Source organism: Streptomyces sp. NPDC002580, from assembly GCF_042889485.1.
GTDB lineage: Bacteria > Actinomycetota > Actinomycetes > Streptomycetales > Streptomycetaceae > Streptomyces.
Map to the genome: position 1 here is coordinate 500,298 of NZ_JBIAQZ010000001.1, position 18,918 is coordinate 519,215.

At 71.1% G+C, this 18,918-nt stretch carries 19 protein-coding genes and 2 tRNA genes; 18 read left to right on the forward strand and 3 right to left on the reverse strand.

Features of this window, described 5'->3' with window-relative positions; translation table 11 throughout:
* Window positions 1–221 precede the first annotated feature (221 nt).
* The 8 genes from rplU to ACFYW7_RS02145 all read left to right on the forward strand — a co-directional run bounded on the left by rplU (window position 222) and on the right by ACFYW7_RS02145 (window position 8,552).
* Window positions 222–542, forward strand: a complete 321-nt coding sequence (gene rplU, locus ACFYW7_RS02110) for a 50S ribosomal protein L21 (protein WP_164320786.1) — start codon at window positions 222–224, stop codon at window positions 540–542.
* A 16-nt stretch (window positions 543–558) separates the two neighbouring features.
* Window positions 559–813: a 50S ribosomal protein L27 gene (gene rpmA, locus ACFYW7_RS02115; RefSeq protein WP_037618784.1), complete on the forward strand. Its 255-nt coding sequence runs from the start codon at window positions 559–561 to the stop codon at window positions 811–813.
* A gap of 201 nt (window positions 814–1,014) precedes the next feature.
* Complete coding sequence (obgE, locus tag ACFYW7_RS02120; RefSeq protein ID WP_389497076.1) at window positions 1,015–2,451, forward strand: GTPase ObgE; 1,437 nt, start codon at window positions 1,015–1,017, stop codon at window positions 2,449–2,451.
* Window positions 2,452–3,125: 674 nt separating this feature from the next.
* Complete coding sequence (proB, locus tag ACFYW7_RS02125) at window positions 3,126–4,232, forward strand: glutamate 5-kinase (protein WP_389498522.1); 1,107 nt, start codon at window positions 3,126–3,128, stop codon at window positions 4,230–4,232.
* Window positions 4,233–4,399: 167 nt separating this feature from the next.
* Window positions 4,400–4,858, forward strand: coding sequence for a hypothetical protein (locus ACFYW7_RS02130; protein WP_389498524.1), 459 nt, complete (start codon window positions 4,400–4,402; stop codon window positions 4,856–4,858).
* Between the two features lie 61 nt (window positions 4,859–4,919).
* Complete coding sequence (locus tag ACFYW7_RS02135; protein WP_389497077.1) at window positions 4,920–6,206, forward strand: glutamate-5-semialdehyde dehydrogenase; 1,287 nt, start codon at window positions 4,920–4,922, stop codon at window positions 6,204–6,206.
* 515 nt (window positions 6,207–6,721) lie between these two features.
* The gene (locus tag ACFYW7_RS02140; protein ID WP_389497078.1) at window positions 6,722–7,360 is read left to right on the forward strand and encodes a hypothetical protein; all 639 of its coding nucleotides are present in this window, start codon (window positions 6,722–6,724) and stop codon (window positions 7,358–7,360) included.
* Window positions 7,361–7,484: 124 nt separating this feature from the next.
* Window positions 7,485–8,552: a hypothetical protein gene (locus tag ACFYW7_RS02145; protein ID WP_389497079.1), complete on the forward strand. Its 1,068-nt coding sequence runs from the start codon at window positions 7,485–7,487 to the stop codon at window positions 8,550–8,552.
* A 48-nt stretch (window positions 8,553–8,600) separates the two neighbouring features.
* Here the strand turns inward: ACFYW7_RS02145 and ACFYW7_RS02150 are convergent, their stop codons facing one another.
* Window positions 8,601–9,722, reverse strand: a complete 1,122-nt coding sequence (locus ACFYW7_RS02150) for a M48 family metallopeptidase (protein ID WP_389498526.1) — start codon at window positions 9,720–9,722, stop codon at window positions 8,601–8,603.
* A 103-nt stretch (window positions 9,723–9,825) separates the two neighbouring features.
* Here ACFYW7_RS02150 and ACFYW7_RS02155 point away from each other — a divergent pair, with 103 nt between their 5' ends.
* From ACFYW7_RS02155 to ACFYW7_RS02200, 10 genes are all read left to right on the forward strand, one after another.
* A complete protein-coding gene (locus ACFYW7_RS02155; RefSeq protein WP_389497080.1) occupies window positions 9,826–9,984 on the forward strand; it encodes a hypothetical protein in 159 nt (52 codons plus the stop codon).
* 218 nt (window positions 9,985–10,202) lie between these two features.
* A complete protein-coding gene (locus ACFYW7_RS02160; RefSeq protein WP_389497081.1) occupies window positions 10,203–10,364 on the forward strand; it encodes a hypothetical protein in 162 nt (53 codons plus the stop codon).
* Window positions 10,365–10,433: 69 nt separating this feature from the next.
* A complete protein-coding gene (nadD, locus tag ACFYW7_RS02165) occupies window positions 10,434–11,153 on the forward strand; it encodes a nicotinate-nucleotide adenylyltransferase (protein WP_389497082.1) in 720 nt (239 codons plus the stop codon).
* 17 nt (window positions 11,154–11,170) lie between these two features.
* Entirely contained in the window at window positions 11,171–12,961 is a 1,791-nt protein-coding gene (locus tag ACFYW7_RS02170) for a LytR C-terminal domain-containing protein (RefSeq protein ID WP_389497083.1), read from the forward strand.
* 112 nt (window positions 12,962–13,073) lie between these two features.
* On the forward strand, window positions 13,074–13,517 hold the full coding sequence (gene rsfS / locus ACFYW7_RS02175; RefSeq protein WP_081217237.1) for a ribosome silencing factor: 444 nt from the start codon (window positions 13,074–13,076) through the stop codon (window positions 13,515–13,517).
* Window positions 13,514–14,188 carry a histidine phosphatase family protein gene (locus ACFYW7_RS02180; RefSeq protein ID WP_389497084.1) on the forward strand — a complete coding sequence of 225 codons (675 nt, stop codon included), beginning with the start codon at window positions 13,514–13,516 and terminating at the stop codon, window positions 14,186–14,188. Before rsfS ends, ACFYW7_RS02180 begins: the two co-directional genes overlap by 4 nt.
* A gap of 116 nt (window positions 14,189–14,304) precedes the next feature.
* A tRNA-Ala gene (locus ACFYW7_RS02185) sits at window positions 14,305–14,377 on the forward strand.
* A gap of 352 nt (window positions 14,378–14,729) precedes the next feature.
* Window positions 14,730–14,903 (forward strand): hypothetical protein, encoded by a 174-nt coding sequence (locus tag ACFYW7_RS02190; RefSeq protein ID WP_389497085.1) that lies wholly within the window; start codon window positions 14,730–14,732, stop codon window positions 14,901–14,903.
* A 3-nt stretch (window positions 14,904–14,906) separates the two neighbouring features.
* Window positions 14,907–15,140 carry a hypothetical protein gene (locus tag ACFYW7_RS02195; protein WP_389497086.1) on the forward strand — a complete coding sequence of 78 codons (234 nt, stop codon included), beginning with the start codon at window positions 14,907–14,909 and terminating at the stop codon, window positions 15,138–15,140.
* 560 nt (window positions 15,141–15,700) lie between these two features.
* Window positions 15,701–15,773 (forward strand) — tRNA-Ala (locus ACFYW7_RS02200).
* Between the two features lie 114 nt (window positions 15,774–15,887).
* Here the strand turns inward: ACFYW7_RS02200 and ACFYW7_RS02205 are convergent.
* Window positions 15,888–17,504, reverse strand: coding sequence for an NADH-ubiquinone oxidoreductase-F iron-sulfur binding region domain-containing protein (locus tag ACFYW7_RS02205; RefSeq protein ID WP_389497087.1), 1,617 nt, complete (start codon window positions 17,502–17,504; stop codon window positions 15,888–15,890).
* A complete protein-coding gene (locus ACFYW7_RS02210; RefSeq protein WP_389497088.1) occupies window positions 17,501–18,769 on the reverse strand; it encodes a cytochrome b/b6 domain-containing protein in 1,269 nt (422 codons plus the stop codon). Before ACFYW7_RS02210 ends, ACFYW7_RS02205 begins: the two co-directional genes overlap by 4 nt.
* Window positions 18,770–18,918: the final 149 nt, after the last annotated feature.

The following is an 18,918-nucleotide window of genomic DNA, read 5'->3' on the forward strand; positions in this document are numbered from 1 at the left end:
CGCCGGGCCCGGGACGTCGCGTGACCGGTGGCACACCCGCGGGGCCCGGCCTGGTTTGACCCTTTCGGCCGTGGCCCCGTAACCTTGACCGTCGGCGTGTCCCCTGACGCGCCGCACCCCCGTAAACCTTTTCCTCCCGGTGATTCATGTGCCGGGAGAGGCTGCTCGCGCAAGTCGGCGGCTGGACTGCGGGGTCCGTTCCGAGCGAAAGAGAGATCCGCGTGTACGCCATCGTGCGCAGCGGTGGTCGCCAGCACAAGGTTGCTGTCGGCGACATCGTTGAGGTTGACAAGATTCCCACCGCCAAGGTTGGCGACACGGTCGAGCTCTCGACCCTGCTCGTTGTCGACGGCGAAGCCGTGACGAGCGACCCCTGGGTCCTGGCCGGCATCAAGGTCCAGGCCGAGATCGTGGACCACCACAAGGGTGTCAAGATCGACATCCTTCGCTACAAGAACAAGACCGGCTACCGCCGTCGTCAGGGCCACCGCCAGCAGTACACGGCGATCAAGGTCACTGAGATCCCCGCGGCTGCGAAGTAAGGGTAGGGACTGAGACATGGCACACAAGAAGGGCGCATCGTCCACTCGGAACGGTCGCGACTCCAATGCTCAGCGGCTCGGCGTGAAGCGCTTCGGCGGTCAGACCGTCAACGCCGGTGAGATCCTGGTCCGCCAGCGTGGCACCCACTTCCACCCCGGCGTCAGCGTCGGCCGTGGCAAGGACGACACGCTGTTCGCGCTGGCCGCCGGCGCGGTCGAGTTCGGCACGCACCGCGGCCGCAAGGTCGTGAACATCGTTCCCGTCGCCTGATCCAGTCCCGTCGAGGCTGATCCGTCCCCACGGACGGACCGCACGCCTCGGGGCCCAGGCTCCGCAGAACAGAGTTCTTCGCGAGGCGGACCTCACTTCCCCCACGGGAAGCGGGTCCGCCTTTCGCGTGTTACGCAAGAGACATTCCGTGCGAGACATCCCGTACGGACAGAAGTAACCGAAGTGCTGGAGGCACCCCACATGACCACCTTCGTGGACCGCGTCGAGCTGCATGTCGCCGCGGGTAGCGGAGGTCACGGCTGTGCCTCCGTACACCGGGAGAAGTTCAAGCCGCTCGGCGGCCCGGACGGCGGCAACGGCGGCCGTGGCGGTGACGTGATGCTGGTCGTCGACCAGTCCGTCACCACGCTGCTCGACTATCACCACTCACCCCATCGCAAGGCCACCAGCGGCAAGCCCGGCGAGGGCGGCAACCGCTCCGGCAAGGACGGCCAGGACCTGATCCTGCCGGTGCCGGACGGCACGGTCGTGCTCGACAAGGCGGGCAACGTCCTCGCGGACCTCGTCGGTCACGGCACGTCGTACGTCGCCGGCGAAGGCGGCCGCGGCGGCCTCGGCAACGCGGCCCTGTCCTCGGCCCGCCGCAAGGCGCCCGGTTTCGCGCTGCTCGGTGTGCCCGGCACCTCCCAGGACATCGTCCTGGAGCTGAAGACCGTCGCCGACGTCGCCCTGGTGGGCTACCCGAGCGCGGGCAAGTCCTCGCTCATCTCGGTGCTGTCCGCAGCCAAGCCGAAGATCGCGGACTACCCGTTCACGACCCTCATCCCGAACCTGGGCGTGGTGACCGCGGGCGAGACCGTCTACACCATCGCGGACGTGCCCGGACTCATCCCCGGCGCGAGCCAGGGCAAGGGCCTCGGCCTGGAGTTCCTGCGCCACGTCGAGCGGTGCAGCGTGTTCGTCCACGTCCTGGACACGGCGACCCTCGAATCCGAGCGCGACCCGATCTCCGACCTCGACATCATCGAGGAGGAGCTGAAGCAGTACGGCGGCCTGGACAACCGTCCGCGCATGGTCGTCCTGAACAAGATCGACGTGCCGGACGGCAAGGACCTGGCCGAGATGGTCCGCCCCGACCTGGAGTCACGCGGTTACCGCGTCTTCGAGGTGTCCGCGGTGGCCCACACGGGCCTGAAGGAACTCTCCTACGCGCTCGCCGAGATGGTCGCGCAGGCCCGGGCCGCCAAGCCCAAGGAGGAGGCGACCCGCATCGTCATCCGTCCGAAGGCGGTCGACGACGCCGGCTTCACCGTGGCGCAGGAGGAGGACGGCCTCTTCCGCGTGCGCGGCGAGAAGCCCGAACGCTGGGTGCGCCAGACCGACTTCAGCAACGACGAGGCCGTCGGCTACCTCGCCGACCGGCTCGCCCGCCTCGGTGTCGAGGAGAAGCTGATGAAGGCGGGTGCCCGCTCCGGCGACGGCGTCGCCATCGGCCCCGAGGACAACGCGGTCGTCTTCGACTGGGAGCCCACCGTCATGGCGGGTGCGGAGATGCTGGGCCGCCGTGGTGAGGACCACCGGTTCGAGGAGCCGCGCCCCGCCACCCAGCGCCGCCGGGACAAGCAGGCCGAGCGGGACGAGTCGCAGAAGGAGTACGACGACTTCGAGCCGTTCTAGCCGGAGCCGGCCGTCGCCCGTACGGGGGGCGGCCTTGCCGGAGCCGACGCGGTCGGCCCCGGCCCGGGTGGACGCGGGCGTCGATCCCCGGCGGGGGAGGGGCGACCGGCCGGATCCCCGGAAGTCGTAGCGGGCGCGGAGAGGATCATCCTCTCCGCGCCCGACCGTTTTCCCCGACCGCCTTCCCCCTCCCTGCCCTTCTCGACCGTTTTCCCCGACGGTCCGGCAGGGTCCTTCCCCGGCGGTCCGGCAGGTCTGGAGATCCGGCTTCCCGACGGCCCGACGGTCTTCCCGACCGTTTAGGCAGGTAGTCAGGCAGCTAGGCAGTCCGGCGGTCCCGTATCCGGCGATCCAGACGGTCGGCGCGTGGCGTCCCCGACCGGCGCGTCACCGGCGGCACGCGTGGAACCGCCACCGTCACGCGCGGGGCCGCCACCGTCACGCGTGGGTCCGGCCCACACGGGAGGGGCCCCTCGCCGACGGTGGCGGCCCCGCGAACGCCTCGCACGCACGACGAGACGTGGTCGCGCGCCCGCGCGGAGCCGTCCGTCCACCGGACCGGCGGGCCGACACCCTTCCCCTTCGCGTAGATTGCGGACACCGGGACCGACGCGAGGGGGAGACCGCAGGTGGCAGGGGCAGGCCAGACCGAGACGAACGCCGGCAGGGACGCCGTGGGGCAGGCCCACAGGATCGTCGTCAAGGTGGGCTCCTCGTCGCTCACCACCGCCTCCGGCGGCCTCGACGCGGACCGGGTCGACGCCTTGGTGGACGCCCTGGCCAAGGGGCGCGACGGCGGCGAGAAGGAGATCGTCCTCGTCTCCTCCGGTGCCATCGCCGCAGGTCTCGCACCGCTCGGACTGCGCCGGAGGCCCAAGGACCTCGCCCGTCAGCAGGCCGCCGCCAGTGTCGGACAGGGCCTCCTGATGGCCCGTTACACCGCCTCCTTCGCCCGCTACGGCATCCGCGTCGGACAGGTGCTCCTCACCTCCGACGACACCAGCCGTCGGGCCCACCACCGCAACGCCTCGCGCACCCTCGACAAGCTCCTCGCGATGGGTGCCCTGCCGGTCGTCAACGAGAACGACACGGTGGCCACGGACGAGATCCGCTTCGGCGACAACGACCGTCTCGCGGCCCTCGTCGCCCACCTCGTACGCGCCGATCTGCTCGTCCTGCTCTCCGACGTGGACGGCGTCTACGACGGCGATCCCAGCAGGCCCGGCACCTCCCGGATCGCGCAGGTGCGGGCCCCCTCGGATCTCGCCGGCATCGAGATCGGCAGCGCGGGCAAGGCCGGTGTCGGCACCGGCGGCATGGTCACCAAGGTCGAGGCGGCCAGGATCGCCGCGGCCGCCGGCATCCCGGTGGTGCTGACCAGCGCCGTCCACGCCGCCGACGCCCTCGCGGGCCGGGACACGGGAACCTACTTCCACGCCACCGGCAAGCGGTCCGCCGACCGCCTGCTGTGGCTCCAGCACGCCTCCACCCCGCAAGGAGCCCTGACCCTGGACGACGGCGCCGTGCGCGCGGTCGTCCAGCGGCGTACGTCGCTGCTGCCCGCGGGCATCGCGGCCGTCGAGGGCGAGTTCATCGCGGGTGACCCGGTCGAGCTGCGCGACAGCACGGGCCGGGCGGTCGCCCGTGGGCTGGTGAACTTCGACGCCAAGGAGATCCCCCAGCTGATCGGCCGCTCCACCCGGGAGCTGGCACGTGAGCTCGGTCCCGCCTACGAGCGTGAGGTCGTGCACCGCGACGACCTCGTCCTGCTGAACCCGTGACGCCCTCGCCCCGCCCGCTACACCCGTAAACGGCCGATTCCCTCCGCCCCCACCGGGGGACGTTCCGTAAAACCGCCACATGGCGGCTTCTCACCTGCTCAACTTTGTGGCAGGGAGAGTCCGGGAACCGGTACGACCATTGGGTAAAGGAGGCCGTCGTGAGACGAGTGCGCCCTGGGGCGGCGGCGTCCCGCGGTGGTCCCGCCTCCCGTGCGGCAGGCGAGGAACGGGCGCTGACGAGCGTCGCGGCCGGTGACACCTTCGAGAGCGAGCGGCCCGCCGACCAGCCCCGCCTCTGGCACGTCACGCTGAGCGTCTCGGGCGGCGAGGCCCCGCTGACCGAGGTCAGGCGCGGTCTCGAACAGCTGGCCCACGACCACCCCTTCCTGCTGACCAGCCGGTACGCCAACGACCACGCGGAGATCCGCTACTGGGAGGAGGCCCGCGACCTGCACGACGCTGCGGCCGTCGCGCTGCGGCTGTGGGGCGAGCACCGTCAGACCGCGAAACTCCCGCCCTGGGAGATCGTCGGACTGGAGGTCATCGACCGGGAGACGTACCACCAGCGGATCGCGGAGGGGTACGGGCCGCTGCCGGCGACGCCCGTGGGAGTCCACCCTTTTTGAGCGCGTCTCGTCGTTCGGGACAGCCGCCGGGCGGCCCCGGCGGGCGCACTACCCTTCTCTCATGACCACGCTCTCGCCGTACGACTCGATGTCACCGGTCGCCCAGGCCGCCTACCGCGCGAAGTCCGCCGCCGCCGATCTGGCCCCCCTGCCGCGGGCCGACAAGGACGACGCGCTGCTCGCGATCGCGGACGCGCTGGAAGTCCGTACGAGCGAGATCGTCGCCGCCAACGCCAAGGACATCGCACGGGCCCGTGAGGCCGGGACGAGCGAGACCGTCATCGACCGGCTCACCCTCACTCCCGAGCGCGTGCGGGCGATCGCCTCCGACGTCCGTGACGTCGTGGCGCTGCCCGATCCGGTCGGCGAGGTCGTCCGCGGCTCGACCCTCCCGAACGGCATCGACCTGCGCCAGGTACGGGTCCCCCTCGGTGTCGTCGGCATCATCTACGAGGCCCGCCCGAACGTGACCGTCGACGCGGCGGCGCTGTGCCTGAAGTCCGGCAACGCGGTCCTGCTGCGCGGCTCGTCCTCCGCCTACGAGTCGAACACGGCCCTCGTCCGGGTCCTGCGCGACGCCGTCGGCGGCGCCGGGCTGCCCGCCGACGCCATCCAACTCGTCCCCGGCGAGGGCCGGGAGTCGGTGGGCGAGCTGATGCGCGCCCGCGGTCTGGTCGACGTCCTCATCCCGCGCGGCGGCGCCTCCCTGATCCGCACGGTCGTCCAGGAGTCCACCGTCCCGGTCATCGAGACCGGCACCGGCAACTGCCACGTGTACGTCGACGCGCAGGCCGACCTCGACATGGCCGTCGACATCCTGATCAACTCCAAGGCCCAGCGGCCCAGCGTCTGCAACTCCGCCGAGACCCTCCTGGTCCACCAGGACATCGCCGCCGCGTTCCTGCCGCGCGCCCTGGACGCCCTCGCGGACGCCGGGGTCACCGTGCACGCCGACGAGCGCGTCCTCGCCCACGCCAAGGACTCCAAGGCCACCGTCGTGGAGGCCACGGCGGAGGACTGGGACACCGAGTACCTGTCCTACGACATCGCGGCGGCCGTCGTGGACTCGCTCGACAAGGCCGTCGCGCACATCCGGCTCTGGAGTTCCGGCCACACCGAGGCCATCGTCACCAACTCCCAGCAGGCCGCCCGCCGCTTCACCCAACTGGTCGACTCCACGACGGTCGCGGTGAACGCCTCGACCCGCTTCACCGACGGCGGCCAGTTCGGCTTCGGCGCCGAAATCGGCATCTCCACCCAGAAGCTGCACGCCCGGGGGCCGATGGGCCTGCCGGAACTGACGAGCACGAAGTACATCGTCACGGGCGACGGCCACATCCGACGCTGAGGCACCGGCGGGGGCCGGCGGTGACGGACGGCGGGTGAGCGGCCTCGGGCGCGGTCCACGGGACCTCGCGGCCTCGCGGTCGTAGAGCCGTGTCCCGGGCGGGTTGCGGCCCCAGGAAGCCCGGGAGGGCGGTGTGAGCGGGGCGAGGCCGGGAAGGCGTCGGGAAGCCCCGGAGACAGGCCTGTGAGCGTTCCGGCGGCGGCCTTGAGCCGTGGAGGGCCCCTAGGGCGCCGAGGGGCCCGCCGGTCGCCGCTTGCCGGTCGCCCCCGCCGGTCGATGGCGGTCGGGGGCGGGTACGGACGTACCGGACGGCTTCCCCGAACGGGAGCGGCTCCTTCTGCCGGCCCCGGCCCTGTTCGCCGTGCGCCGGTCGCGCGACCGGCGCACGAGGGGCGTACATGGGGCGCGCGGGGGTCGTGGCGCCGGGCGCCGGGGCGTGCGGCGGACGGTTCACGGCCCGCGTCCACGTCGGCGCATCCCGGCAGGAGGATGAATTTCCATACCGTCTGCCCAAATTGACCCCCCAGGTCTACTCTGGGTCCGTGCCGGAGGACGTGGGGGGCACGCCGTTCCCTGACGGCTGGGAGCCCGACGACGACGACCGCGGGGGCGCGGACGAAGAGTTCGCCTCCGTGGTCTTCGACGAGGATTTCGTGCGGGCGGCGGTGATTCACGAACCGACCGCCGTCGAGAGACTGCTCGCAGCCGCCCAGGCCCGCGCCGAGGCCTCCGAGGCGGAGGCGCGCCGGTCGCACACCCGCGGCCACCGTGGTGACGACGAGCGCTACGAGGACGGCTTCGGCCCCGACGACCCCGGCCGTTTCCGCTACGACCCCGACCTGGACGATCCGGACGGCACCGAGGTCCTGGAAGGCCGCGACCGCGCACCGGGATGGTTCGGCAGGCCGTACGGCAGGCACAGCCGCTGGCATCGCCCCGTCGCCTGGATCCTCGCCCTGGCCATGGGGATCGGCATGGTGGCCCTCGCGTTCACGGCGGTGTACCGGGGCGCCTCCTCCGGGCGCCAGGAGCAGGTCCCCTCGCCCGCCTCCTCGGGCCTCGAGCAGGCTCGCGAGAAGGTCACCGGCACGAGCCCGTCGGCCTCGGCGGACTATTCCCAGCCCGCGGTCTCCGCGGTGCCGCGAACACCCTGAGCGCGCTCCGTCCGGCGAGGCACCGACGACCCCTCGAACAGCGTGACCCTCCTGGTGGGAACCTGTCAGAACTTGTCGCGCACCACAGCGTTTACCGAAGCTCCCGGAGACCTACTCTGAATATATGGGCGGGCCTGGAGACCCACCGGAGGGGACACCCGAGGGGGCTCCCGCCGGTGGAGAGGACGAGTACCGATCCGTCGTCTTCGACGAGTCGTTCGTCCGTGCTGCCCGTCTCCAGGAGTTCTCCGCGCAGGAACGCATGGCCGACCACAGCCTGGCCGTGCGCCGCCGTCCGCCCCTCCAGCGGGGCCTGTCCCGGCAGGCGCTGATCCTCGTCCTGCTGATCGCCGTCGCCTTCGGCACCGCGATCTACCTGGGCGTACGCCATCCGTACCAGACACCCGCGGCCCTCCCGGCCGAACCCCTGCGGATGACGGTGATCCCGCTCGCCCCGCAGACCGCCGTGCCCGGCTCCACGAACACCGACGAGCTGTACGCCGGCAGCCCGGCCGCCCAGTTCCGCATCGGCGCCGACGGCATCACGATGCCCGCCACCCGGCGCACCGCGCACTTCTCCGAGAGCCAGGTCGTCTCCGCCCTGACCACGGCCAAGGACTACCTCGTCGAGTCGTCCCTCGACCCGAGCGTGCTGACCGGAGGCACCACCCGGCCCGTGCGGATGCTGCTCGACCCGCGGCAGCTCGACCAGTTCGACCAGAGTTTCGGGCACCCCGTCGCCGACGGACGGCACGCCCCGACCGGCTGGCTGGTGCGCTTCGACGCGACCCGCGCGCAGCTCGCCGACGAGAAGATCCGGGTGCAGGGCACCCTCCAGGCCGCCGAGTTCGACGCGAACACCCTGGAGGTCATCGCCGACCACACCTTCGTGTACGCGCTGAAACCGGCCGGGGCGGACGCCGGGGCCGAGGCCTCGCTGTTCACCGTCCGGCGCGAGGTGCGCTTCCGCTTCGACCGGGACGACCTGCGCCTGCACCAGGCCGAGCCGGTGATGTCCTACGTCCAGGCGGGCCCGCTCGCCTGCTCCGAGGACTCCGTGAGCCGGTTCCGGCCGCTGCTCGCGGGTCAGACGGCCAAGGCGGGCGGCCCGGCCGGCACCGACCCGTACGCCACGGACAGCGCGACGGCCCTGTGCGGGTCGCTGGCCAGGAGCGCGCAGCCGAAGGTGTAGCCGACCGCCGGGCGGCGCCGCGAGGTCGGGCGGCGCCCGGCGGGGTGATCAGCCGCGGCCGCCGGTGTCCTCGTCGTCGGAGCTGCCCTCACGCGGCGGCCGTTCCGTACCGGCGTCCGCGGACGTACCGCTCCCGAAACCGCCGAAGCCGCGGCGTACCCGGCCCCCGAGGTCGCCCGCGCCGCCCGCGATGTCGCTGACCAGCTTCATCAGCGGGTCCTTGGAGTTCTTCACGTCACCGGCGTAGCTGGCCGCCGACTGCCGGAAGGAGTCCGACACCGAGGTGTCCTTGTCCGCGTCCCGCCGCGGGTAGTGGCCGTCCATGATCCGCTGGTAGTCGCGGGACTCCGCCCACTTCTTGAGCTCGGCCGCGCGGACCGCGGTGAAGGGGTGCGTACGCGGCAGCACATTGAGGATCTTGAGCACGGAGTCCCGCAGGTCGCCCGCCGACTCGTACTCCTCGGCCTGCGCGAGGAACGCGTCCACGTTCATCTCGTGCAGATGGTTCCCGCCCGCGATCTTCATCAGTCCGCGCATCGAGGCCCGCAGGTCCTGGCCGACCAGCAGCCCCGCGCGGTCCGCGGACAGTTCCGACTTGCGGAACCACTCCCGCAGCGCGGTCACGATCGCCATGATCGCGAGGTTCCCCAGCGGGATCCAGGCGACCCGGACCGCGAGGTTGGTGAGGAACAGCAGGATCGTGCGGTAGACCGCGTGACCGGACAGCGCGTGGCCGACCTCGTGACCGATGACCGCCCGCATCTCCTCCTCGTCCAGCAGCTCGACGAGCCCGGTCGTCACCACGATGATCGGGTCGTTGAGCCCGATGCACATGGCGTTCGGCTGCGGGTCCTGGTTCACGTACATCGGCGGGACCTTCTCCAGGTCCAGGATGTGGCAGGCGTCCCGCAGCATGACGTCGAGGTGCGTGAACTGGGCGTCCGACACGCGCACCGAGTCGGAGAGGAAGAGGAGCCGCAGGCTGCGCTCGGGCAGCAGACCGCTCAGTGCCTTGAAGACCGTGTCGAAGCCGCTGAGTTTGCGCAGGGCCACCAGGGCCGAGCGGTCCGCGGGGTGTTCGTAGGTCCGTGAGGAGATCCCCTCGAAGCGCCTGCGCCGCCTGCTCGGCGCCTTCTCGTGCCCGTTCTGCTCGTGGCCGTCGTCGGACATGTGTTCCCCCATGTGCGTCTGAGTGCCCCATGTGCCCCCGAGGCAGGGACCAGCCTAGGCGGATATACCGTTGACGGGCAGTACAGATAAGGAGTCGTACGTCATGGAGCACATTCCCGCGGCCGCCTGGCTCACGGAGGCAGCGAAGGCCGCGGACCGGCAGGGCCCGGGCAACCTGCTCCGGGTCGTCCTGGTCGTCATGGTCATCGGCGTGGTCCTGGCCGCCTGGTTCCTGCTGCGCGGCTACAAGCGCGACGACTAGACGTACGTCCAGGCGCGACCGGATCGGCGGCGCTTCCGAGGAGAAGGCCGTCACCCGCGATCCGGCGCGAGGGCCGCGGCAACCGGCGTCCCCAACGGCGGAGTCGGCGTGTTCGCGGTCGAGGCGCCCGCATACGATGAGCCGACGTCGTTGTCCCGCGTTCCCCCACCCTCGACTTCGCGCGAGCGGGGGACCCCCATCGGATAGGTCCTGCCGAGATGAGCTTCCACAGCACCGCCGCACAGTTGGCCACCGTCGTCGCCGAGGGCGAGAACGGCGGCAACCACGAGAGCCTCAGCCCGTACCTGACCGGCGGCGGGGCCCTGTTCCTCCTGCTTCTGCTGCTGTGGATCACCACGCGCTTCAACCGCGACCGCTGAGCCCCACCGGGCCCGCTCGGGGCCCCTGTCCGCAGGAGCCCGTCGGCCGGGCCGGTAGGGTCTGCACGCATGGGAGAGCAGGACATGCCTACCGGTCCGGCGAGTGACACGGAGAGCGGCGCCGCCGGCACCGCCACGGGCGGCGCGAGCGGCACGGTGAAGCGTCTGGCGACCGGACCCGGCAACGGCCCGTCGACTCCGGGCAAGCGCCGTCTCGGCGTCATGGGCGGCACGTTCGACCCGATCCACCACGGACACCTGGTCGCGGCCAGCGAGGTCGCCGCGCAGTTCCACCTCGACGAGGTGGTGTTCGTGCCGACCGGGCAGCCGTGGCAGAAGATCGACCGCAAGGTCACCCCGGCCGAGGACCGCTATCTGATGACCGTCATCGCGACCGCCGAGAACCCCCAGTTCTCGGTCAGCCGCATCGACGTCGACCGCGGCGGCCCGACCTACACGACGGACACACTGCGCGACCTGCGCGCGCTCAACCCGGACGCGGACCTCTTCTTCATCACCGGCGCCGACGCGCTCGGCCAGATCCTCACCTGGCGCTACGCCGAAGAACTTTTCTCCCTCGCGCACTTCATCGGGGTCACCCGGCCCGGCCACACGCTGACGGACCCGGGGCTCCCGGAGGGCGGTGTCTCGCTCGTCGAGGTCCCCGCGCTCGCCATCTCCTCCACAGACTGCCGTGCGAGAGTCGCCAAGGGCGACCCCGTCTGGTACCTGGTGCCGGACGGTGTGGTGCGTTACATCGACAAGCGTGAGCTGTACCGCGGCCAGTGAGCCGAGAGGGGCACCCGGTGAACGACCGATACGACGGATACGCGGGCGGCGACCAGTACGAACTCGTCGGCTACGACGAGTACGGGCAGCCTGTGTACCGACAGGTGCCCCAGCAGCCTGCCCAGGGGTACGACGGCTACGACGCCCAGCAGCAGGGCTACGGCTACGACCCCTATGCGACGGGCCGTCAGGACCCCGTCCAGCCCTACGACACGGGCCGGCAGCCACCTGTGGCGCCGTACGACACCGGTCAGCAGCAGGCCGCCCCCACGCGCGACGCCTTCGACGCGTTCGGCACCGGTGCGCCCGGCAGCGGCGGGGCCGACCCGACGTCGTACGACCCCTACGGACAGTCCGCCGGTGCGGCGAGCACCGGGCAGCAGCCCCGTGTCGCCCGGCAGCCCGGGGGGACGGGTCGGCAGCCCAGGGTCGCCGAGCAGACCGCCTACATCCCGCAGCAGGCGGGGCCGTCGGAGGACGACGCTCCCCAGGCCGACCGCGACTACGGCACCGAGCAGTTCGCCTTCGTCGAGGAGAAGGAAGCCGAGTCCGAAGACGTCATCGACTGGCTGAAGTTCACCGAGAACCGCACCGAGCGCCGCGAGGAGGCCAAGCGCCGCGCCCGCAGCCGGGTCGTGTCGCTGGTCGTGGTCGTCGCCCTGGTCGTGGTCGGTGGCGCCGGCTACCTCTGGTACGCGGACAAGCTGCCCGGCACGGCCTCGGACGGCAAGCCGGGCGCCACCACGGCCGTGACCGCCCAGAAGCGCGACGTGATCGTCGTCCACCTGCACAACACCAAGGGCGGCGGCACCTCCACGGCCCTGCTCGTCGACAACACCACCACCAAGCAGGGCACCACCGTCCTGCTGCCCAACTCCCTCGCGCTGACGGACGACGACGGCTCGACGACCACGCTCGCCAAGTCCGTCGACGACGACGGTTCCTCCGGGACGCGGGACGCGGTCGACACCGTCCTCGGCACGAACATCCAGGGCACCTGGCGGCTCGACACCCCCTACCTGAACAACCTCGTCGAACTCGTCGGCAACATCGAGGTCACCACCGACGCCGCCGTACCGGACCCCGCCTCCAAGAAGAAGGGCGAGGCCCCGCTCGTCAAGAAGGGCGAGGCCCCGCTCGTCAAGAAGGGCGAGGACCAGACCCTCAGCGGCAAGATGGCCGTCGCCTACGCCACCTACCGGGCCCCCGGCGAGGACCAGGACGCGCAGCTGGAGCGGTTCGGGCAGGTCATGCAGGGAGTGATGCGCAAGCTGTCCTCGGACAAGCAGGCCGCGACCACCACCGTGCAGACCCTGGCGCAGATCCTCGACCCCTCGCTGACCGACCAGGACCTCGGCGCCTTCCTCGCCGAGCTCGCCGACCTCGCCAAGGGGGGCGACTACAAGACCGCGCTGCTGCCCGTGCAGCAGGACGGCACCCTGAGCGAGAGCGCCTCCAGCAGCGTGATCAAGAACGTCCTGGGCGGTACGGCGAAGAGCCCCGACGCCGGAGCGGCGGTCCGCGTGGGCATCAGGAACGCCACCGGCGACAAGGCGGCCACCGGCCAGGCCCGTGTCCTCCTGGTCAACGGCGGCTACACCTACCTGGACGCCGGCTCCGCCGCCGCGGCCCAGAGCGTGTCGCAGATCACCTACGCGGACGCGGCCAAGAAGGCCGACGCCGTCGAGGTCGCCAAGACCCTGGGCCTGCCCACCAGCGCCGTGACGAAGGGCAAGGTCACCACCAACGCGGACGTGTCCGTCGTCCTCGGCCAGGACTACCGGGTCGTCGCGGTTCCCAAGGGGTGACGGGTGTCACGCCCCGGGTCCGCCCGGGGCGTGGCCGGAGAAACGCGTGGGGTGTCCTCGGCGGTCCGTGAGACCCTTGAGTCGTAACCGACCGCCGACGGAAAGCCGCGTAGTGACCGCCACGGACCGCTCCATCGAGCTCATCAAGACCGCCGCACAGGCGGCCGCCGACAAGCTCGCGCACGACATCATCGCCTACGACGTGAGCGATGTGCTCTCCATCACCGACGCCTTCCTGCTGGCGTCCGCGCCCAACGACCGCCAGGTCAAGTCGATCGTCGACGAGATCGAGGAGCGCCTGAGCAAGGAGCTCGGCGTCAAGCCGGTGCGCCGCGAGGGCGACCGCGAGGCGCGCTGGGTGCTCCTCGACTACGTCGACATCGTCGTCCACGTCCAGCACAGCGAGGAGCGCGTCTTCTACGCCCTCGAGCGGCTGTGGAAGGACTGCCCGGAGCTGGACCTGCCCGAAGAGGCCAAGGCCACCCGCGGCAAGGGCGCCGAGCACGCCAAGTTCCAGGCCGAGGAGGACTCCGCCGAACTGGAGGAGCTGCGGTGACCGCGGAGGCCGGGAAGAAGGACGGCGGCAGGCCCGGCCGGGGCCGCCGCGTCATCCTGTGGCGGCACGGCCAGACCTCCTGGAACGTGGACCGTCGCTTCCAGGGCTCCACGGACGTCGAGCTGACCGCGACGGGCATCGGGCAGGCCCGTCGCGCCGCCCGGCTGCTGGCCTCGCTGAAGCCCGACGCCATCGTCGCCTCGGACCTCGAGCGGGCCGCCGCGACGGCCGCGGAGCTGGCCGGGCTCACCGGCCTCGGCGTCACCCACGACGAGGGCCTGCGTGAGACCTACGCGGGCGTCTGGCAAGGGCTGACGCACGAGGAGATCATCGCCCGCCACGGCGAGGAGTACGCCGCGTGGAAGCGCGGTGAGCCGGTGCGCCGGGGTGGCGGCGAGCTGGAGACCGAGGTCGCCGACCGCGCCGCCCCCGTGGTGCTGCGGCACGCGGACAAGCTTCCCGACGACGGCACCCTCGTCGTCGTCAGCCACGGCGGCACGATCCGTACCACCATCGGCCGTCTGCTCGGCCTGGAGGCCCATCACTGGGAGGGCCTCGGCGGCCTTTCCAACTGCTGCTGGTCCGTCCTCGGCGAAGGCGCCCGCGGCTGGCGGCTCCTGGAGCACAACGCCGGCACGCTGCCGGAACCGGTGCTCGGCGACGACGACTGAGGGCACCGGGGCGGCCCCCGTCCGGTCCTCGGGGCCCGGCGGGACCGGATTTCACTTTCCGGCTGGTCGCAGGCTAAAGTTCTTCTTGTTCGGCCCGCGGAGCGGGAAGAACGCAAGGGGCTATAGCTCAGTTGGTAGAGCGCCTGCATGGCATGCAGGAGGTCAGGAGTTCAATTCTCCTTAGCTCCACAGTTCGACTCTCCAGGGAGTTGTCGAAGATCAGTGATGAAGGATCCCGCCCCTCCTGGGGGCGGGATTTTTCGTTCCCGGGAGGCCCCTCGCCACCGCCCGCGGCACAGCCGGGACCCGGGCCCGGATTCCTGCGTACCGCACACTCTTCTCGCGGTGCCTTGAGTCAGTTGGGCCCTGGGGGCGTATACCTCTACGGACGCGCTCCCGGCGTGCACGTATGCGCTGGCCGCGACAGCCGTGCTGGGGCGCTGTGTCCGGACTGGTACGCAGGCGTCGCTGACCGTATTGCTCCGGCCGTGGCAGAATCAAACGGCCGGAAGGGGGCGCGGCCCGACGGGAGGGAGTAGCGATGCCTGCCAGCATCATCGAGGAGGTCGACGATCTCCTCGAAGTGGCACTGAACCGTAAGAAAGCCACCCTCCTCGACTGCCCTTCCTGCGGATCGGTCCACGTTGCCCAAGTTCTTGGTGACAACGGTGGAATCTCCTACGTGTGCACGGCCTGCGGCCACAGCTGGAGCTGATTGATGGGTGCGCACAGGCGGAAATGCGATTGGTGCGGCAGTGGTACGCCCATCGTCCGCGACATGGAGCCGGTCAACGACGACTACCAGTACTGGTGTGAGGAGTGCGCGCGGGCGCTGATCATAAAAGGCGACCCGATCGAGACGTACCGCGAGCTGGAGGGCGAGCCGATCTACGCACGCCTCCTCGACGAGCACTGCACCCTCAAGCGGTTCTACTCGTTCGCCACGGCCTGACCCCGGGAGCGGCCGGCGCGGCACCCGTTTCCCCGTAGCGGTCCGACGACGTCAACCCGGTGCCGTTCCCGCGAGGTTCCGACCCGCCCGGTCGGTGTGACTCCCGCCGTCACCGTCGGGGGTGTGCCCGGAGCCCGGAGCCCTGAGATCCGACGGCCGGCGGCATCGGCGCCGGGACCGCCGCGCGCCCGCCACGGCCGCCCAGGGGCGGTGCTCGCGCAACTCGGGGTCGGCGGACCACGACAGGGGCCCGTGAGGCCCGCCAGGGGGCATCTGAGGGCCGGGATCGCCGCCCCTTCCCTTTCCGTCCCGCCCCCGTTCCGTCGGCCGCGTTCCTGCGGAGCCCGCGTCGTCCACACCGTTCGCGCCGTCAGCGCGAGGCCGCCCCGTTCCCGATGCCGACTGCCCTCCAGGAGTCGCCCGAAGGAAGACATGAAGTGCCGAATCGGTACATAAGGGAAACGATTTGGTGGTGCACCAGGGGAACCGTGTAATGTTGGCGTCGCCGCCGGGGAAACCGGGCGACACAGTGAATACGCGGCCCGGCCGCGTGGCCACGAGGGGCTATAGCTCAGTTGGTAGAGCGCCTGCATGGCATGCAGGAGGTCAGGAGTTCAATTCTCCTTAGCTCCACAGACGTTGAAAGCGGGTCACCCGATCGGGTGACCCGCTTCTTCGTTGTGCGGTGGGTCCAGCGGAACGTGGCGAAGGCGGGCCACCGATGACCGGCGGCCCGCTCTCTCGTGTTCAGCGGCCGCTGCCGAGCGCGCGGCGACCGCGCCCCTGGGAGAGGACCGGCAGGTTGCGCGCCGGAGCGGAGGACCGGGTGTCCTCCTCGATGCGCAGGGCGAGGGCCGGGCAGCGGCGCACCGCGCGTAGAGCCTTCGCCTCGGCGAACTGGGGGACCGGAGCCTGCGCGACCGTGGGGAAACCGTCGGCGCCCAGCTCGAAGACCTCGGGGAGGAGGTCGGCGCACAGGCCGTGCCCGCGGCACAGCGTCCAGTCGACGAAGATCTTCTGGCGGCTGGGACCGGCATCCTGCCCGCCCTGGCCGCTCGTGATGCTCAGCGGGACCTGACCGCCCTCGAAGAGCGGCAGAACGCCCTCCACGGGCCTTCCGCAGCCGTTTCCGAGGGTATGCGCGGCGAGGTCGTCCGTGAACGCCTTGAGGGTCGACTCGATGAACATCGCCGAGCCGTCCGGGTGGGAGCAGGCGCCGCGCCGCTTCACGGACTTGGCGACCTGCTTCACGGCCTCGAGCGCCGCGGGGCCGCCGCCGTTGAGGATGTCCTCCAGGCCGCGTGCCGCGGCGGGCAGGCCGAGGTAGCAGGGACCGCACTGTCCCGCGCTCTCGTCGGCCAGCCACTGCGCCACGCGCAGCGACTCGCCCAGGGGGCAGGTCTCCTGGGTGATCGGAAGGATCGCGCCGGCGCCGAGCGCACCGCCCACGGCGGCCAGGTTGTCCCGCGAGACGATCGCCTCGTTGACCGTCGCCGCGTCCAGCCACTTGCCGTGGTAGCCGCCGGTCAGCACACCCTGCGGCATCGGCGGGGCGCCGGCCAGCTGGAGCACGTAGCGCAGCGGTACGCCGGTGGGGACCTCGATGACCATGGGGCGTGCGACCGCCCCGGACACCGTGAGCATGACGGTGCCCGGCTCGTCGTAGAGGCCGGTGTTGCGGTAGCGGTCCGGGCCGATGCGGGCGGCGATGGCCAGCTGCGCGAACGTCTCGGCGTTCGACAGCAGGGTGGGCGCGCCTCCGACACCGGTCTGGGACGCGCTGACCTTGCGGCCCGGCGGGATGGGCGGACCGCCGTCGATCGAACGGATCAGCGAAGCGGCCGCTCCGGTCACCATCCGGATCGGATTGCGCTGCACGCGTGCGCGAAGGGGCGAACCGCGCCGGTTGCTCAGCCCCCGCTCGGCCAGCGCCGCCTCCATGGAGCGCTGCGTGGACTCACGGGTGACGCCGATCACGAGCGTGCGCGCGCCCATGGCCTCCGCGACCAGCAGGGCGCCGTCGAGGATGAGGTGCGGGGCACGGTTGATGAGCACCGTGTCCTTGCGGCAGGCCGGCTCGTCCTCGCTTCCGTTGACGACCACCACCGGGCGGATGCCCTTCTTGATGGCCGATTCGGCTACCGAGCGGAGCTTCTTGGCGAAGGGGAAGCCCGCGCCGCCGCGGCCCTTCAGGACGATGTCCTCGGCCAGCTTCGCGAGTTGTTCCCCGCCCAGGGGTTCGAGCGGACCGTGCACCTTGAGGTGCATGGGCAGATCAAGGCGTTCAACCAGGTCGAAACCCGACGTGAGCTGCGGAAGTCCGACCACGCGGACTTCCGGGACGTCGGGCAGGGCCTCGTTCACTTAAAGCCTCCGGAAGGGGCGTTCCATGATTCACCGGAGCCAGGAGCGTCGAAGGCGCCCGGCAGTACGTCAGGCGTGGGACCGCTGCCGTACGTGTCGTTGGTGTTGTACGTGCGGTAGGACGCGTTCGTCTCACCGGTGTTGTACGCATCACTTGTGCCGTAGGCGTTGGAGGCCGGATTGCTGTAGACCGGAACGGTATATCCGGTGTCGTTCAGCGGGTCGTACGCCGAAGCCGGTGCCTCACCGACGGGCGGCGGGGTGGGAACGGGCCAGCTGCCCTGAGCGCCGCCGTTGTCGACGCGGGGGAACGTCTCGGTGGGCTGCATGTTCATGGGCATCTGGAACTGCTGCGTCCCGGAGGCCGCGGCACCGTCGCCGGGGGTGGACACCGCCCGGTAGGCCGCGGCGAAGCCGGCCGTGTCGGCGGCGGGGTCGGGCGTGGCGGCGTACTGCGCGGTCGGGGACTTGCCGCGCTGGGAGGGGACGCCGTTGTCGCCCCTGGGCTGCTGGGCGGAGCGCGACTCCGCCGCGGTCGCGCGAGAGGCCTCGAGGTCGTCGCGGAACCCGCGGCCGGGGCTGTCGCCGAGGATCCCCAGGACCTGCGCGGCGAGCTTGCGCTTGAAGGGGGCGGGGGCCGTTCGCAGGAGGAGGGCCGCCATGACCGCGATCAGGCACAGGCTGTAGAGGATGGTGAAGATCGGCTTCGCCTGGCGACCCGCGTAGAGGCCGTGGACCAGCGCCGAGCACCAGGCCGGGTAGGCCAGCATGTGCATCGTGCGCCAGCGGGCCGCGATCGGCGCGGGCGAGGCGAAGGCGCTGCGCATCGCGCCGGTGACGGCCGTGAAGATCATGAGCAGCGCGGCCAGCGAGCCGAGCCCGATGAGCCCGGCCGTTCCGGTGACGCCGAGGCCGAAGGGGATCAGGGCGGAGAGCAGGCTCGTGTGGTCGAGCGCCACCTTGACGGTGATGTGCAGCAGCAGGAAGGCGACCGAGGACACCGCGGTCGTCCGGTGCACCGCCTGGGCCACCAGCCGCTGGCGGGTGTTCAGGAAGACCCGGTCCGTCGCGACGAGTCCCCAGATCACGGAGCACGACAAGGAGACCAGCGACAGGACGCCGGCGCCGAAGTTCAGGAAGTCACGGACTCCATTGCCTCCTACCAGCACGACCACGGGTATGAGGAGCAGGACGGCAGCCGTAGCCGTCCCGTAGGCCGAACGGCCCGCTCGGGGGAGCGAGCTGTTGTTACGACGAGGGTTCATGGGGGGGTACTCCCAACGGTTCGGGGAAGCGGTCCCGAAGCCGCACTCTAGGTCGAGAAATACCGACGAGTTCGAGGTTTCAGTTATTGCGTTGTTACCAAAGGGCTGCGAGGTCTTTGTGTTGTCCGCAAGAGTCCGTTACGCGAAGT